The following is a 15,104-nucleotide window of genomic DNA, read 5'->3' as shown; positions in this document are numbered from 1 at the left end:
GGCGGTGGAGGCCGTACGGCACTTCCACCGCCCCCGGCGGCACGTTTCTGCTGGTGGAGAGGGTGCGAGAGCGCGACGGGCGCGCGTCACACATCCTCGTGCTGGACCGCGCGGCGCGCGTCGGCGCCCAGCACTCCCCAGCTGATCAGTTGTTCGGTCAGTACGGACGGCGACTGGTCGTAGATCACGGCGAGGGTGCGCAGATCGTCCTGACGGATCGAGAGCACCTTGCCGTTGTAGTCACCGCGCTGGCTCTGGATCGTGGCGGCGTACCGCTGGAGCGGGCCCGCCTTCTCGACCGGCACATGGGCCAGCCGCTCCAGGTCCAGCACCAGCTTCGGCGGCGGCTCGGCCGCCCCGGCCGGGCTGGTGCCCGGCAGCAGCTCCTGCACCGGGACGCCGTAGAAGTCGGCCAGTTCGGCGAGACGCTGGACGGTCACGGCGCGGTCACCGCGCTCGTACGATCCCACCACCACGGCCTTCCACCGGCCCTGGGACTTCTCCTCGACGCCGTGAAGGGAGAGGCCCTGCTGGGTGCGGATGGCGCGGAGCTTGGCCCCGAGCTGTTTGGCGTATTCGCTGGACATAAAGCTCCCCGGACACTGAATCGACGTGCGGCTCGGCCGCGCGGCTGGTAACTCACTGTGAAGGTTACGTAGCGTAATCTCCATTCGTCAAGCCGAATGGAGCGGAGGGGCTCTCGCCAGGGGTGTTGACGAGCGCCCCATGCGCCCCTGCTACTGTGAATGGCGCAAATCCGACGTCCTTTAAGGTCCGTCCCGTGAGGCGGAGAAGGAGGTCCGTTTCCATGGACGCACGTACTTCGGACGCCGCGCGTTCCGTGCTGGAAGCACCGGACATCGCGCGCGTTCTGACCCGCATCGCCCACGAGATCGTCGAGCGCGCCAAGGGCGCCGACGACGTGGTGCTGCTCGGCATCCCCACCCGCGGTGTCTTCCTCGCCCGGCGGCTGGCCGCCCGGCTGGAGGAGATCACCGGCAGGTCGCCCGGTGAGCTGCCGGTCGGCTCGCTCGACATCACGATGTACCGCGACGACCTGCGCCTGCGGCCCGCCCGCGCGCTGGCCCGGACCGACATCCCCGACGACGGCGTCGACGGCCGCCTGGTCGTCCTCGTCGACGACGTGCTCTTCTCCGGCCGCACCATCCGCGCCGCGCTCGATGCCCTCGGTGACATCGGGCGGCCGCGTGCCGTGCAGCTCGCGGTCCTCGTGGACCGCGGTCACCGGGAACTGCCGATCCGGGCCGACTACGTCGGCAAGAACCTCCCCACGTCGCTGCGGGAGACGGTCAAGGTCCAGCTCACCGAGGAGGACGGGCGCGACAGCGTGCTCCTCGGCGTGCGCGAGACCACCCCCGCGGACGGAAAGTAGCGCCCCGGTACCGACAGCGACGGCTCCCGGCGATCCCGGGTACCCGGCCGCGGTACCACCGGGGCGGGCCTCACGGCCCGTGCACCGGACCAGGCGCCTGCCCGCCCGTACGCCCGCACACCTCCTCAACCACGGAGCAACCGGATGAAGCGTCACCTCATCTCGGCCGCCGACCTCTCGCGCGACGACGCCGTCCTGATCCTCGACACCGCCGAGGAGCTGGCCCGGCTCGCCGACCGGCCGATCAAGAAGCTGCCAACCCTGCGCGGCCGCACCGTCGTGAACCTCTTCTTCGAGGACTCGACCCGCACCCGCATCTCCTTCGAGGCGGCCGCCAAGCGGCTGTCCGCCGACGTCATCAACTTCTCCGCCAAGGGCTCCTCGGTCTCCAAGGGCGAGTCCCTGAAGGACACCGCGCTCACCCTGGAGGCGATGGGCGCCGACGCCGTCGTCATCCGGCACCACTCCTCCGGCGCCCCGCACCGGCTCGCCACCTCCGGCTGGATCAACGGCTCGGTCGTCAACGCGGGCGACGGCACCCATGAGCACCCCACGCAGGCCCTGCTCGACGCGTTCACCATGCGCCGCCGCCTGGCCTCCGGGGCCTCCGGGGTGGGCCAGGACCTGTCCGGCCGCCGGATCACCATCGTCGGCGACGTGCTGCACAGCCGGGTCGCCCGCTCCAACGTCCACCTGCTGTCCACCCTCGGCGCCGACGTCACCCTGGTCGCCCCGCCCACGCTCGTCCCCTTCGGCGTCGAGAGCTGGCCCTGTGACGTCTCGTACGACCTGGACGCGGTGGTGGGCAAGTCCGACGCCGTGATGATGCTGCGGGTCCAGCGCGAGCGCATGAACGCCGCCTTCTTCCCCACCGAGCGCGAGTACGCGCGCCGCTACGGCCTGAACGCCGACCGGATGGCCCGCATGCCCGAGCACGCCATCGTCATGCACCCCGGGCCGATGAACCGCGGCATGGAGATCACCGCCGAGGTAGCCGACTCCGACCGCTGCACCGCCGTCGAGCAGGTCGCCAACGGCGTCTCGATCCGCATGGCCGTCCTGTACCTGCTGCTCGGCGGCAACGAGCCCGCCGTCACCGCCGCCCGCACCGAGGAGAACCAGTAACCATGAGCGACACGAACAAGACGCTGCTGCGCGGCGCGCAGGTGCTCGGCGGCGAGCCGCGGGACGTGCTGATCGAGGGCGAGCGCATCGCCGCCGTCGGCACCGGCCTCGACGCGGACGGCGCCACCGTGATCGACGCCGCCGGGCAGATCCTGCTGCCGGGCCTGGTCGACCTCCACACCCATCTGCGCGAGCCCGGCCGGGAGGACTCCGAGACCGTCCTCACCGGCACCAAGGCCGCCGCGGTCGGCGGCTTCACAGCCGTCCACGCCATGGCCAACACCTTCCCCGTCGCCGACACCGCGGGCGTCGTGGAGCAGGTGTGGCGGCTCGGCAGGGAGTCCGGCTACTGCGATGTGCAGCCCATCGGCGCCGTCACCGTCGGCCTGGAGGGCAAGAAGCTCGCCGAGCTCGGCGCCATGCACGAGTCCGCCGCCGGGGTCCGGGTCTTCTCCGACGACGGCAAGTGCGTCGACGACGCCGTGATCATGCGCCGCGCCCTGGAGTACGTGAAGGCGTTCGACGGCGTGATCGCCCAGCACGCCCAGGAGCCGCGGCTCACCGAGGGTGCCCAGATGAACGAGGGCATCGTCTCCGCCGAACTGGGCCTGGGCGGCTGGCCGGCCGTCGCCGAGGAGTCGATCATCGCCCGCGACGTACTGCTCGCCGCGCACGTCGACTCCCGGGTGCACATCTGCCACCTGTCCACCGCAGGCTCCGTCGAGATCGTCCGCTGGGCCAAGTCCAAGGGCTGGCGGGTCACCGCCGAGGTCACCCCGCACCACCTGCTGCTCACCGACGAGCTGGTCCGCTCGTACAACCCCGTCTACAAGGTGAACCCGCCGCTGCGCACCGAGGCCGACGTCATGGCGCTGCGCGAGGCGCTCGCCGACGGCACCATCGACTGCGTCGCCACCGACCACGCCCCGCACCCGCACGAGGACAAGGACTGCGAGTGGGGCGCGGCGGCCATGGGCATGGTCGGCCTGGAGACCGCGCTGTCCGTCGTCCAGCACACCATGGTCGACACCGGGCTGCTGGACTGGGCGGGCGTCGCCGACCGGATGTCCACCCGCCCCTCCGCCATCGGCCGGCTCACCGGCCAGGGCCGCCCCATCGCCGCCGGGGAGCCCGCCAACCTCACCCTGCTGGACTCCGCTTACCGTGGTGAGGTGAACCCCGCGGGCTTCGCCTCCCGCAGCCGCAACACCCCCTACGAGGGCCGGGAACTGCCGGGCCGGGTGACGCACACCTTCCTGCGGGGCCGGGCGACGGTCGTGGACGGGAAACTGGCGTGATATCTCCAACCCCTCTGATCTCCTTGGCGGCCGAGCAGCGGTCCCAGGACGTCACCGACTGGGCCGCCCGCATCGGCTGGGTCGTCGGCCTGCTGCTCGTCATCGCGCTGGTCTACTGGCTGATGCGCGAGGGCTGGAAGTGGCGCGGCACGCTCCAGGGCGACCTGCCCGAGCTGCCCGAGGCCCCGGCCGCACCGGGCCCCGCGCGGCTGACGCTCACCGGCCGCTACCACGGCTCCACCACCGCGGGCCAGTGGCTCGACCGCATCGTGGCCCGGGGCCTCGGCACCCGCAGCCGCGTCGAGCTGACCCTCACCGAGGAGGGCGTGAGCGTCGTACGGCCCGGCGCCCAGGACTTCTTCATCCCGGCCGGAAGCCTCCGCGGCGCCCGGCTCGACAAGGGCATCGCGGGCAAGGTCCTCGCCGAGGGCGGGCTGCTGATCGTCACCTGGCAGCTCGGCGACCGGCAGATCGATTCCGGTTTCCGCTCCGACCGCGCCGCCGAGCACGCGGCCTGGGTCGAAGCCCTCGGCGCCACGCACCGCGACGCCCCCGACGTCACCGACGACGTCAAGCACACCGAGCACAACCAGGAAGGCGCACGATGACGACCTCCACCAGGGGGGCCCAGACCCCCGCCGTTCTCGTCCTGGAGGACGGCCGCACCTTCCGTGGCCGCGCCTACGGGGCCGTGGGGGAGACCTTCGGCGAGGCCGTGTTCTCCACCGGCATGACCGGCTACCAGGAGACCCTGACCGACCCGTCCTACCACCGCCAGGTCGTCGTCATGACCGCCCCGCACATCGGCAACACGGGCGTCAACGACGAGGACCCCGAGTCCGGGCGCATCTGGGTCTCCGGCTACGTGGTGCGCGACCCCGCCCGTACGCCGTCCAACTGGCGCTCCCGCCGCTCGCTGGACGACGAGCTGACCGCCCAGGGCGTCGTCGGCATCAGCGGCGTCGACACCCGCGCCCTCACCCGTCATCTGCGCGAGCGCGGCGCCATGCGCGTCGGCATCTTCTCCGGCGAGGCGATCGCCGACGAGGCCGCGCTGCTCGCCAAGGTGCAGGCCGCCCCGCAGATGAAGGGCGCCGACCTGAGCGCCGAGGTGGCGACCCAGGAGACGTACGTCGTCCCGGCGATCGGCACCAAGCGGTTCACCGTCGCCGCGATCGACCTCGGCATCAAGGGCATGACCCCGCACCGCATGGCCGAGCGCGGCATCGAGGTGCACGTCCTGCCCGCCACCGCCACCGTGGACGAGATCTACGCGGTGAACCCCGACGGCGTGTTCTTCTCCAACGGCCCGGGCGACCCGGCCACCGCCGACCACCCCGTCTCCCTGATGCGCGCCGTCCTGGAGCGGTCCACCCCGCTGTTCGGCATCTGCTTCGGCAACCAGATCCTGGGCCGTGCGCTCGGCTTCGGCACCTTCAAGCTGAAGTACGGCCACCGCGGCATCAACCAGCCGGTGCAGGACCGCACCACCGGCAAGGTCGAGGTCACCGCGCACAACCACGGCTTCGCCGTGGACGCGCCGCTCGACGCGCCCAGCGACACCCCCTACGGGCGGGCCGAGGTCTCCCACGTCTGCCTCAACGACAACGTGGTCGAGGGGCTGCGCCTGCTCGACCGCCCCGCATTCAGCGTCCAGTACCACCCCGAAGCCGCCGCGGGCCCGCACGACGCCGGGTACCTGTTCGACCGCTTCGTCACCCTGTTGGAGGGCCAGCGTGCCTAAGCGCACCGACATCCAGTCCGTCCTGGTCATCGGCTCCGGCCCGATCGTCATCGGCCAGGCCGCCGAGTTCGACTACTCCGGAACCCAGGCCTGCCGGGTGCTGAAGGCCGAGGGCCTGCGGGTCATCCTGGTCAACTCCAACCCGGCCACGATCATGACCGACCCGGAGATCGCCGACGCCACGTACGTCGAGCCGATCACACCGGAGTACGTCGAGAAGATCATCGCCAAGGAGCGCCCCGACGCGCTGCTGCCCACCCTCGGCGGCCAGACCGCCCTGAACACCGCCATCTCCCTGCACGAGGCGGGCACCCTCGACGAGTACGGCGTCGAGCTGATCGGCGCCAACGTCGAGGCGATCCACAAGGGCGAGGACCGCGACCAGTTCAAGGAGGTCGTCGAGGCCGTCAACGCCAAGATCGGCCACGGCGAGTCCGCCCGCTCGTACATCTGCCACTCCATGGACGACGTCCTCGCGGGCGTCGAGGAGCTCGGCGGCTACCCCGTCGTCGTCCGCCCGTCCTTCACCATGGGCGGCGCCGGCTCCGGCTTCGCGCACAACGAGGACGAGCTGCGCCGCATCGCCGGCCAGGGCCTGAACCTCTCGCCCACCACCGAGGTGCTGCTGGAGGAGTCGATCCTGGGCTGGAAGGAGTACGAGCTGGAGCTGATGCGCGACAAGCACGACAACGTCGTGGTCGTCTGCTCCATCGAGAACTTCGACCCCATGGGCGTCCACACCGGCGACTCGATCACCGTCGCCCCGGCGATGACGCTCACCGACCGCGAGTACCAGGTGCTGCGGGACATCGGCATCGCCGTCATCCGCGAGGTCGGCGTGGACACCGGCGGCTGCAACATCCAGTTCGCGGTCAACCCCGAGGACGGCCGGGTCATCGTCATCGAGATGAACCCGCGCGTCTCCCGCTCCTCCGCGCTGGCCTCCAAGGCCACCGGCTTCCCCATCGCGAAGATCGCCGCCCGGCTGGCAGTCGGCTACACGCTGGACGAGATCCCCAACGACATCACCGAGAAGACCCCGGCGTCCTTCGAGCCCACCCTCGACTACGTCGTGGTCAAGGTGCCGAGGTTCGCGTTCGAGAAGTTCCCGGCCGCCGACGCCCGCCTCACGACCACCATGAAGTCGGTCGGCGAGGCCATGGCCATCGGCCGTAACTTCACCGAGGCGCTCCAGAAGGCGCTGCGCTCGATGGAGAAGAAGGGCAGCCAGTTCGACTTCACCGGCGAGCCCGGCGACAAGGCCGAACTCCTCGAGCGGTCCGTGATCCCCACCGACGGCCGGATCAACACCGTCATGCAGGCCATCCGCGCCGGGGCCACCCCGCAGGAGGTCTTCGACACCACGAAGATCGACCCCTGGTTCGTGGACCAGCTCTTCCTGATCAAGGAGATCGCGGACGAGCTGGCGGCCGCCGACAAGCTCGGCCCCGAGCTGCTCGCCGAGGCCAAGCGGCACGGCTTCTCCGACGCCCAGGTCGCCGGAATCCGCTCGCTGCGCGAGGACGTGGTCCGCGAGGTGCGGCACGCGCTCGGCATCCGGCCCGTCTACAAGACGGTCGACACCTGCGCCGCCGAGTTCGCCGCCAAGACCCCGTACTTCTACTCCTCCTACGACGAGGAGTCCGAGGTCGCGCCGCGCGAGACCCCGGCCGTGATCATCCTCGGCTCCGGCCCCAACCGCATCGGCCAGGGCATCGAGTTCGACTACTCGTGCGTCCACGCCTCGTTCGCGCTGAGCGCCGCGGGCTACGAGACCGTCATGGTCAACTGCAACCCCGAGACCGTCTCCACCGACTACGACACCTCCGACCGGCTCTACTTCGAGCCGCTCACCCTGGAGGACGTCCTGGAGATCGTCCACGCCGAGCAGGCGGCGGGCCCGGTCGCCGGTGTGATCGTCCAGCTCGGCGGCCAGACCCCGCTCGGCCTCGCCCAGGCCCTCAAGGACAACGGCGTGCCCANGCCTCGCCCAGGCCCTCAAGGACAACGGCGTGCCCATCGTCGGCACCTCGCCCGAGGCCATCAACCTCGCCGAGGAACGCGGCGCCTTCGGCCGGGTGCTCACCGAGGCCGGGCTGCCCGCCCCCAAGTACGGCACCGCCTTCTCCTTCGAGCAGGCCAAGGGCATCGCCGCCGAGATCGGCTACCCGGTCATGGTCCGCCCCTCGTACGTGCTGGGCGGCCGCGGCATGGAGATCGTCTACGACGAGTCCTCGCTCGCCGAGTACCTGGAGCGCCACGCGGGCCTCATCTCCGAGCACCCGGTGCTGATCGACCGCTTCCTCGACGACGCGATCGAGATCGACGTCGACGCGCTCTACGACGGCGAGGAGCTGTACCTCGGCGGCGTCATGGAGCACATCGAGGAGGCCGGAATCCACTCCGGTGACTCGGCCTGCGCGCTGCCCCCGATCACCCTCGGTGGCTTCGACATCAAGCGGCTGCGCGCCTCCACCGAGGCCATCGCGCGCGGCGTCGGCGTCCGCGGACTGATCAACATCCAGTTCGCCATGGCCGGGGACATTCTCTACGTCCTGGAGGCGAACCCGCGCGCCTCCCGCACGGTCCCCTTCACCTCCAAGGCCACCGCCGTACCGCTGGCCAAGGCCGCCGCCCGGATCTCGCTGGGCGCGACCATCGCCGAGCTGCGCGCCGAGGGCCTGCTGCCCGCGACCGGTGACGGCGGCACGCTGCCGCTGGACGCGCCGATCTCCGTCAAGGAGGCCGTGATGCCCTGGTCGCGGTTCCGCGACGCCTCGGGGCGCGGGGTGGACACCATCCTCGGCCCGGAGATGCGCTCGACCGGCGAGGTCATGGGCATCGACTCGGTCTTCGGCGCGGCGTACGCCAAGTCGCAGGCCGGGGCGTACGGGGCGCTGCCCACCAAGGGGCGCGCCTTCGTCTCCGTCGCCAACCGCGACAAGCGCTCGATGATCTTCCCGGCCCGGGAGCTGGTCGGCCTCGGCTTCGAGCTGATGGCCACCTCGGGCACGGCGGAGGTGCTCAAGCGCAACGGCATCAACGCCACCGTCGTCCGCAAGCACAGCGAGGGGGAGGGGCCGGACGGTACGAAGACCATCGTCCAGCTCATCCACGACGGGGACGTCGACCTGATCGTCAACACCCCGTACGGCACCGGCGGCCGCCTCGACGGCTATGACATCCGCACGGCGGCCGTCGCCCGCGGCGTCCCGTGCCTGACCACCGTCCAGGCCCTCGCCGCCGCCGTCCAGGGCATCGAGGCGCTCGGCCGGGGCACGGTCGGCGTCCGGTCGCTCCAGGAACACGCGGAACATCTGACCGCCGCCCGCGAGGAGTGAGGCGAGGGAGGGGGACACCGGCCGGTGTCCCCCTCCCCGCTTCGCGAGCCCCCTTCCCCTCGTGCGCAGAAAGCCCCTCATGTACTCGCTGCTCTTCAACCTGCTCTTCCGGCGCATGGACCCGGAGAAGGCCCACCACCTGGCCTTCGGCTGGATCCGGCTGGCCGCCCGCATCCCCGTCCTGCGCACCTTCGTGGCGGCCGTCCTCGCCCCGCGTGACACGGCGCTGCGCACCGAGGCGCTGGGCCTGCGCATGCACGGGCCGTTCGGGCTCGCCGCCGGGTTCGACAAGAACGCCGCCGGGATCGACGGCATGGCCATGCTCGGCTTCGACCATGTCGAGATCGGCACCGTCACCGGACAGCCGCAGCCCGGCAACCCCAAGAAGCGCCTCTTCCGGCTGGTCGGCGACCGTGCGCTGATCAACCGCATGGGCTTCAACAACGAGGGCTCGGCCGCCGTCGCCGCCCGTCTCGCGGGCCGCCGCGCCGCGTTCCGTACGACGGTCGGCGTCAACATCGGCAAGACGAAGGTCGTCCCGGAGGCGGAAGCGGTCGCCGACTACGTGACCTCGACCGAGCGACTGGCCGCCCACGCGGATTACCTCGTCGTCAACGTCTCCTCGCCCAACACCCCCGGACTGCGGAACCTCCAGGCCGTCGATCAGCTGCGCCCGCTGCTGACCGCGGTCCGCGAGGCCGCCGACCGGACCGTGACCGGGCGCCGGGTGCCGCTGCTGGTAAAGATCGCGCCAGATCTCGCCGACGCGGACGTGGACGCGGTCGCCGACCTCGCCGTCGAACTGGGCCTGGACGGCATCATCGCCACGAACACGACCATCGCGCGGGACGGGCTCGGGCTGACGTCCCCCGCGGCGCTCACCGGGGAAACCGGTGGCCTGTCCGGGGCGCCCCTCAAGGCCCGCTCGCTGGAGGTGCTGCGGCGCCTGTACGCCCGGGTGGGGGACCGGCTCACGCTCGTGGGCGTGGGCGGGATCGAGACGGCCGACGACGCGTGGGAGCGGATCCTTGCGGGGGCGACGCTGGTGCAGGGCTACAGCGCGTTCATCTACCGCGGGCCGTTCTGGGCCCGTGAGATCCACCGCGGGCTGGCCGCCCGGCTCGCCGCGTCCCCGTACGCCACGCTGGCCGACGCGGTGGGGGCGGAGGCCCGGGCGTAACGCCTGCGGCGCCGTGTTCCCCACCCCGCCCCTTCCCGAACCGGGGGCAAGCCCCCGGGCCCCCGCCGGGGCTCCGCCCCGGACCCGGCTGGGGCTCCGCCCCGGACCCTGCTCCGCTCCCCAGCTACCGCTGGGAGGTGCCCCCTGGGGGGGCTGGGTGGTGGGGCATCACCGCCCCGGACCCGGCTGGGTGGCGGGGCAGCGCCGCCCGGGGCGGGCTTCAAGCACCAGCGGGCGGCCGCGGCCCGACATCCCGCACGTACTCCGAGGAGAGACACCCATGACGACCCCCGCACCCACCCCCTTCGGTACGCGTCTGCGCCGGGCCATGGACGAGCGTGGTCCGCTCTGTGTCGGCATCGATCCGCATGCCTCCCTGCTCGCCGACTGGGGGCTCGGGGACGATGTCGCGGGGCTCGAGCGGTTCACGCGGACCGTCGTGGACGCGCTCGCCGGGCGCGTCGCCGTCCTCAAGCCGCAGTCGGCCTTCTTCGAGCGCTTCGGCTCGCGCGGCATCGCCGTGCTGGAGCGGGCCGTGGCGGACGCCCGGGACGCCGGGGCGCTGGTGCTGATGGACGCCAAGCGCGGCGACATCGGGTCCACGATGGCCGCGTACGCCGCCGCCTACCTCGACCCGACCAGCCCGCTGTTCTCGGACGCGGTCACGGTCAGCCCCTACCTCGGCTTCGGCTCGCTGCGTCCCGCGCTGGACGCCGCGCGGGCGAGCGGGGCGGGGGTCTTCGTGCTGGCGCTGACGTCCAACCCGGAGGGCGCCGAGGTGCAGCACGCGGCGCGGCCCGACGGGACGACCGTCGCCGCGTCCGTGCTGGCCCACCTCAAGGCCGAGAACGCCGAGGAGGCCGCAAGGGGCGCCCTCGGCTCGTACGGCGCGGTCGTCGGGGCGACCCTCGGCGCCACGGCGGACCGGATCGGCGCGGAGCTGGCGATCGACGGGCCGCTGCTGGCGCCCGGCATCGGCGCCCAGGGGGCGACCCCCGCGGACCTTCCTCAGGTGTTCGGTGCGGCGGTCCGGAACGTCGTTCCGAGCGTCAGCCGCGGGGTCCTCAAGTACGGACCGGATGCCTCCGCACTGGTCGAGGCGGCGGCCCGAATGGCTGATGACGTGCGTGCCGTGGCCGAATAACCGGGCTATTTTGTCCCTGAATGTCCCAGTCGAGAGAGTCTGACCAGGACTTTTCGTCTGTTCTCGCTGACTGGAGCGGGATCGGCCGCTAGTCTCCGACGAGAGCGAACGCGCTGTTGCGTTGCGCGTTGCTCCGCAGGTGAGGGCCGACTAGGTTCCTCACCGGTCCATATCCGACAGTTCGACATCCGAGGTGACGTAGGCGTGGCTCTTCCGCCCCTTACCCCTGAACAGCGCGCAGCCGCGCTCGAAAAGGCCGCCGCGGCTCGCCGGGAGCGCGCCGAGGTCAAGAATCGGCTCAAGCACTCCGGCGCGTCTCTGCACGAGGTCATCAAGCAGGGCCAGGAGAACGATGTCATCGGCAAGATGAAGGTCTCCGCCCTCCTGGAGTCCCTGCCGGGCGTCGGCAAGGTCCGCGCCAAGCAGATCATGGAGCGGCTCGGCATCTCCGAGAGCCGTCGTGTGCGCGGGCTCGGCTCCAACCAGATCGCATCCCTCGAGCGTGAGTTCGGCGGCGCCGCCGGCTGACGTTTTCCGGCACTGCCGGGAACCTGGATAATCTGCTGCATGGCAGCACATCCAGTACGCCCGCGGCTGACCGTGCTCTCCGGCCCCTCCGGGGTCGGCAAGAGCACGGTCGTCGCGCATATGCGCAAGGCACATCCCGAGGTCTGGCTCTCGGTCTCCGCCACGACCCGTAGGCCCCGCCCCGGCGAGCGGCACGGTGTTCAGTACTTCTTCGTGGACGACGGGGAGTTCGACAAGCTCATCGCCAACGGTGAGCTGCTGGAGTGGGCCGAGTTCGCCGGCAACCGCTACGGCACCCCCCGCGAAGCGGTCATCGACCGGCTCGACGCGGGCGAGCCGGTGCTGCTGGAGATCGACCTCCAGGGCGCGCGGCAGATCCGCGAGTCCATGCCGGAGGCCCAGCTGGTCTTCCTCGCGCCGCCCAGCTGGGAGGAGCTGGTCCGCCGGCTCACCGGCCGGGGGACCGAGGCTCCCGAGGTCATCGAGCGGCGGCTGGAGGCGGCCCGTGTCGAACTGGCCGCCGAATCCGAGTTCGATACCACCCTGGTCAACACCTCCGTCGAGGACGTGGCGAGCGAGCTGCTAGCCTTGATGCGAGTGGCTTGATCTTCAATTCATTCTTGCCATGAGGCGTAATAAGGAAGGCTAGAGAGTGTCCTCTCCCATGACCGCGCCCGAGGGCATCATCAACCCTCCGATTGATGAGCTGCTCGAGGCGACCGACTCGAAGTACAGCCTCGTGATCTACGCGGCCAAGCGTGCCCGTCAGATCAACGCGTACTACTCGCAGCTCGGTGAGGGTCTGCTCGAGTACGTCGGCCCCCTGGTGGACACCCACGTCCACGAGAAGCCGCTGTCGATCGCGCTCCGCGAGATCAACGCGGGTCTGCTGACCTCCGAGGCCATCGAGGGCCCGGCTCAGTAAGGTCCGAAATCGCTCATCACCGGCCCGGCGGCCTCGCCGCCGGGCTTGTGGTGTGTCATGGGTACGTAACGCCGGACGGCGGGGAAGAGGCGAGCGATGACCATGGCGGACAAGCCCCGGGTCGTGCTGGGGGTCAGCGGCGGGATCGCCGCCTACAAGGCGTGTGAGCTGCTGCGGCGGCTGACGGAGTCCGGGCATGACGTCCGCGTCGTGCCGACCGCCTCGGCGCTGCACTTCGTCGGCGAGGCGACCTGGTCGGCGCTCTCCGGGCATCCGGCCGGTACCGAGGTGTGGGAGTCCGTCCACGAGGTGCCGCACGTGCGCATCGGCCAGTCCGCGGACCTGGTCGTGGTCGCCCCCGCCACCGCCGATCTGCTCGCCAAGGCCGCCCACGGCCTCGCCGACGACCTGCTCACCAATACGCTGCTGACCGCCCGGTGTCCGGTCGTCTTCGCCCCCGCCATGCACACCGAGATGTGGGAGCACCCCGCGACCCAGGAGAACGTGGCGACTCTGCGCCGCCGCGGCTGTGTGGTCATCGAGCCCGCCGTCGGCCGCCTGACCGGTGTGGACACCGGCAAGGGGCGGCTGCCGGACCCCCAGGAGATCTTCGAGGTCGCCCGCCGGGTGCTGACCCGCGGGCCCGAGGCGGTCCGTGCCGATCTGGCCGGACGCCATGTGGTGATCAGTGCCGGAGGCACCCGCGAGCCGCTGGACCCGGTGCGCTACCTGGGCAACCGCTCCACCGGCAAGCAGGGGTACGCCCTGGCCCGCGCCGCCGTGGCCCGGGGCGCCAGGGTGACACTTGTCTCGGCCAACAGCGAGCTGCCCGCCCCGGCCGGTGCCGATGTGGTGCGGGTGGGGACCGCGGTCCAGCTGCGGGAGGCGGTCCTGAAGGCCGCCGCGGACGCCGACGCCGTGGTGATGGCCGCCGCGGTCGCCGACTTCCGGCCCGCCCGCTACGCCCCGGGAAAGATCAAGAAGCGGGACGGGCAGGAGCCCGAACCGGTCGCTCTGGTGCGCAACCCGGACGTTCTGGCGGAAATCTCCGCCGAGCGGGCCCGTCCCGGACAGATCGTCGTGGGCTTCGCCGCCGAGACCGATGACGTTCTCGTGAACGGCCGCGCGAAGCTCGCCCGCAAGGGCTGCGATCTGCTCGTGGTGAACGAGGTGGGGGAGCACAAGACCTTCGGCGCGGAGGAGAACGAGGCGGTGGTGCTCGCGTCGGACGGCGCCGAGACGCCCGTTCCGTACGGCCCGAAGGAGGTCCTGGCCGACCGGGTCTGGGACCTGGTGGCGGCCCGTTTCGCGTGAGCCGGTGACCGGCCGTCGCGCGATCTTCACAAGACATTCGCGTGACCTTCGGCCGTACGTGGGTAGGCATTGCCGGCACCGTGGGTTGATCCAGGGCAGGGAGCGCCCGATCGGACCATGACAGCGATCTGTCATGGGGGCCTTGCTGTATTTCAGCTCGAGGCGAGGTATGTTCCAGGTCATGGCCTGCCCGTTCTGTGGGACGGGGATGCTCTACCGGCGGAAACGCCGGATAAACTGGCCCAGGAACCGCACCGGGCGCAGCCCCCGGGCGGTCCCGCCCATGATCAGCCAGCAGCCGCTGCAACCCCAGGGAGCGATGTGTCCCGCCGCCTGTTCACCTCGGAATCTGTGACCGAGGGTCACCCCGACAAGATCGCTGACCAGATCAGCGACTCCATCCTCGACGCGCTCCTGAAGGAGGACCCGACCTCCCGGGTCGCCGTCGAGACCCTGATCACCACCGGCCTGGTCCACGTGGCCGGTGAGGTGACCACCAAGGCGTACGCCGATATCGCGACGCTCGTCCGCAACAAGGTCCTCGACATCGGCTACGACTCGTCGAAGAAGGGCTTCGACGGCGCCTCCTGCGGCGTCTCGGTGTCCATCGGCTCGCAGTCCCCCGACATCGCCCAGGGCGTCGACTCCGCCTACGAGCTGCGGGTCGAGGGCGACGAGGACGAGCTGGACAAGCAGGGCGCGGGCGACCAGGGCCTGATGTTCGGCTACGCGTGCGACGAGACGCCCGAGCTGATGCCGCTGCCGATCAACCTGGCGCACCGGCTCTCCCGCCGGCTGTCCGAGGTCCGGAAGAACGGGACCATCCCGTACCTGCGCCCGGACGGCAAGACCCAGGTCACCATCGAGTACGACGGCCACAAGGCGGTCCGCCTGGACACCGTCGTCGTCTCCTCGCAGCACGCCTCCGACATCGACCTGGACTCGCTGCTGGCTCCTGACATCAAGGAGTTCGTGGTCGAGCACGTGCTGAACCAGCTCGTCGAGGACGGCATCAAGCTGGACACCGACGGCTACCGGCTGCTGGTCAACCCGACCGGCCGCTTCGAGATCGGCGGCCCGATGGGTGACGCCGGGCTCACCGGCCGCAAGAT

13 protein-coding genes and 1 pseudogene are annotated in these 15,104 nt (G+C 71.1%); 13 read left to right on the top strand and 1 reads right to left on the bottom strand.

Annotated features, from left to right (window positions below; genetic code table 11):
* Positions 1 to 86: 86 nt before the first annotated feature.
* Positions 87 to 587 (bottom strand): transcriptional regulator BldD, encoded by a 501-nt coding sequence (gene bldD / locus EEJ42_RS06475; protein ID WP_014056259.1) that lies wholly within the window; start codon positions 585 to 587, stop codon positions 87 to 89.
* A gap of 221 nt (positions 588 to 808) precedes the next feature.
* Here bldD and pyrR point away from each other — a divergent pair, with 221 nt between their 5' ends.
* The 13 genes and pseudogenes from pyrR to metK form a co-directional block, all read left to right on the top strand.
* On the top strand, positions 809 to 1,393 hold the full coding sequence (gene pyrR / locus EEJ42_RS06470; RefSeq protein WP_123099012.1) for a bifunctional pyr operon transcriptional regulator/uracil phosphoribosyltransferase PyrR: 585 nt from the start codon (positions 809 to 811) through the stop codon (positions 1,391 to 1,393).
* Positions 1,394 to 1,537: 144 nt separating this feature from the next.
* The gene (locus EEJ42_RS06465; RefSeq protein ID WP_123099011.1) at positions 1,538 to 2,518 is read left to right on the top strand and encodes an aspartate carbamoyltransferase catalytic subunit; all 981 of its coding nucleotides are present in this window, start codon (positions 1,538 to 1,540) and stop codon (positions 2,516 to 2,518) included.
* A gap of 2 nt (positions 2,519 to 2,520) precedes the next feature.
* On the top strand, positions 2,521 to 3,816 hold the full coding sequence (locus tag EEJ42_RS06460; protein WP_123099010.1) for a dihydroorotase: 1,296 nt from the start codon (positions 2,521 to 2,523) through the stop codon (positions 3,814 to 3,816).
* A gap of 17 nt (positions 3,817 to 3,833) precedes the next feature.
* Positions 3,834 to 4,424 carry a PH-like domain-containing protein gene (locus tag EEJ42_RS06455; RefSeq protein ID WP_123099013.1) on the top strand — a complete coding sequence of 197 codons (591 nt, stop codon included), beginning with the start codon at positions 3,834 to 3,836 and terminating at the stop codon, positions 4,422 to 4,424.
* Positions 4,421 to 5,560, top strand: a complete 1,140-nt coding sequence (gene carA / locus EEJ42_RS06450; protein ID WP_123099009.1) for a glutamine-hydrolyzing carbamoyl-phosphate synthase small subunit — start codon at positions 4,421 to 4,423, stop codon at positions 5,558 to 5,560. The genes EEJ42_RS06455 and carA overlap by 4 nt, the downstream gene beginning before the upstream one ends.
* A pseudogene (carB, locus tag EEJ42_RS06445) lies at positions 5,553 to 8,901 on the top strand (carbamoyl-phosphate synthase large subunit). The gene carA and the pseudogene carB overlap by 8 nt, the downstream one beginning before the upstream one ends.
* A gap of 79 nt (positions 8,902 to 8,980) precedes the next feature.
* On the top strand, positions 8,981 to 10,081 hold the full coding sequence (locus tag EEJ42_RS06440; protein ID WP_123099008.1) for a quinone-dependent dihydroorotate dehydrogenase: 1,101 nt from the start codon (positions 8,981 to 8,983) through the stop codon (positions 10,079 to 10,081).
* A gap of 280 nt (positions 10,082 to 10,361) precedes the next feature.
* The gene (pyrF, locus tag EEJ42_RS06435) at positions 10,362 to 11,225 is read left to right on the top strand and encodes an orotidine-5'-phosphate decarboxylase (protein WP_123099007.1); all 864 of its coding nucleotides are present in this window, start codon (positions 10,362 to 10,364) and stop codon (positions 11,223 to 11,225) included.
* Positions 11,226 to 11,429: 204 nt separating this feature from the next.
* Positions 11,430 to 11,753, top strand: a complete 324-nt coding sequence (locus EEJ42_RS06430; protein ID WP_009713618.1) for an integration host factor — start codon at positions 11,430 to 11,432, stop codon at positions 11,751 to 11,753.
* A 39-nt stretch (positions 11,754 to 11,792) separates the two neighbouring features.
* Positions 11,793 to 12,359, top strand: a complete 567-nt coding sequence (gene gmk / locus EEJ42_RS06425) for a guanylate kinase (protein ID WP_123099006.1) — start codon at positions 11,793 to 11,795, stop codon at positions 12,357 to 12,359.
* Between the two features lie 58 nt (positions 12,360 to 12,417).
* The gene (gene rpoZ, locus EEJ42_RS06420) at positions 12,418 to 12,678 is read left to right on the top strand and encodes a DNA-directed RNA polymerase subunit omega (protein WP_020867048.1); all 261 of its coding nucleotides are present in this window, start codon (positions 12,418 to 12,420) and stop codon (positions 12,676 to 12,678) included.
* A 96-nt stretch (positions 12,679 to 12,774) separates the two neighbouring features.
* Positions 12,775 to 13,992, top strand: coding sequence for a bifunctional phosphopantothenoylcysteine decarboxylase/phosphopantothenate--cysteine ligase CoaBC (coaBC, locus tag EEJ42_RS06415; RefSeq protein WP_123099005.1), 1,218 nt, complete (start codon positions 12,775 to 12,777; stop codon positions 13,990 to 13,992).
* 321 nt (positions 13,993 to 14,313) lie between these two features.
* On the top strand, positions 14,314 to 15,104 hold a 791-nt coding region (metK, locus tag EEJ42_RS06410; RefSeq protein WP_123099004.1), incomplete at its 3' end, for a methionine adenosyltransferase.

Origin of the sequence: Streptomyces botrytidirepellens (assembly GCF_003721215.1) — a bacterium.
GTDB classification, from domain to species: Bacteria; Actinomycetota; Actinomycetes; order Streptomycetales; family Streptomycetaceae; genus Streptomyces; species Streptomyces himastatinicus.
This window is presented reverse-complemented; position numbering and strand designations above follow the sequence as displayed.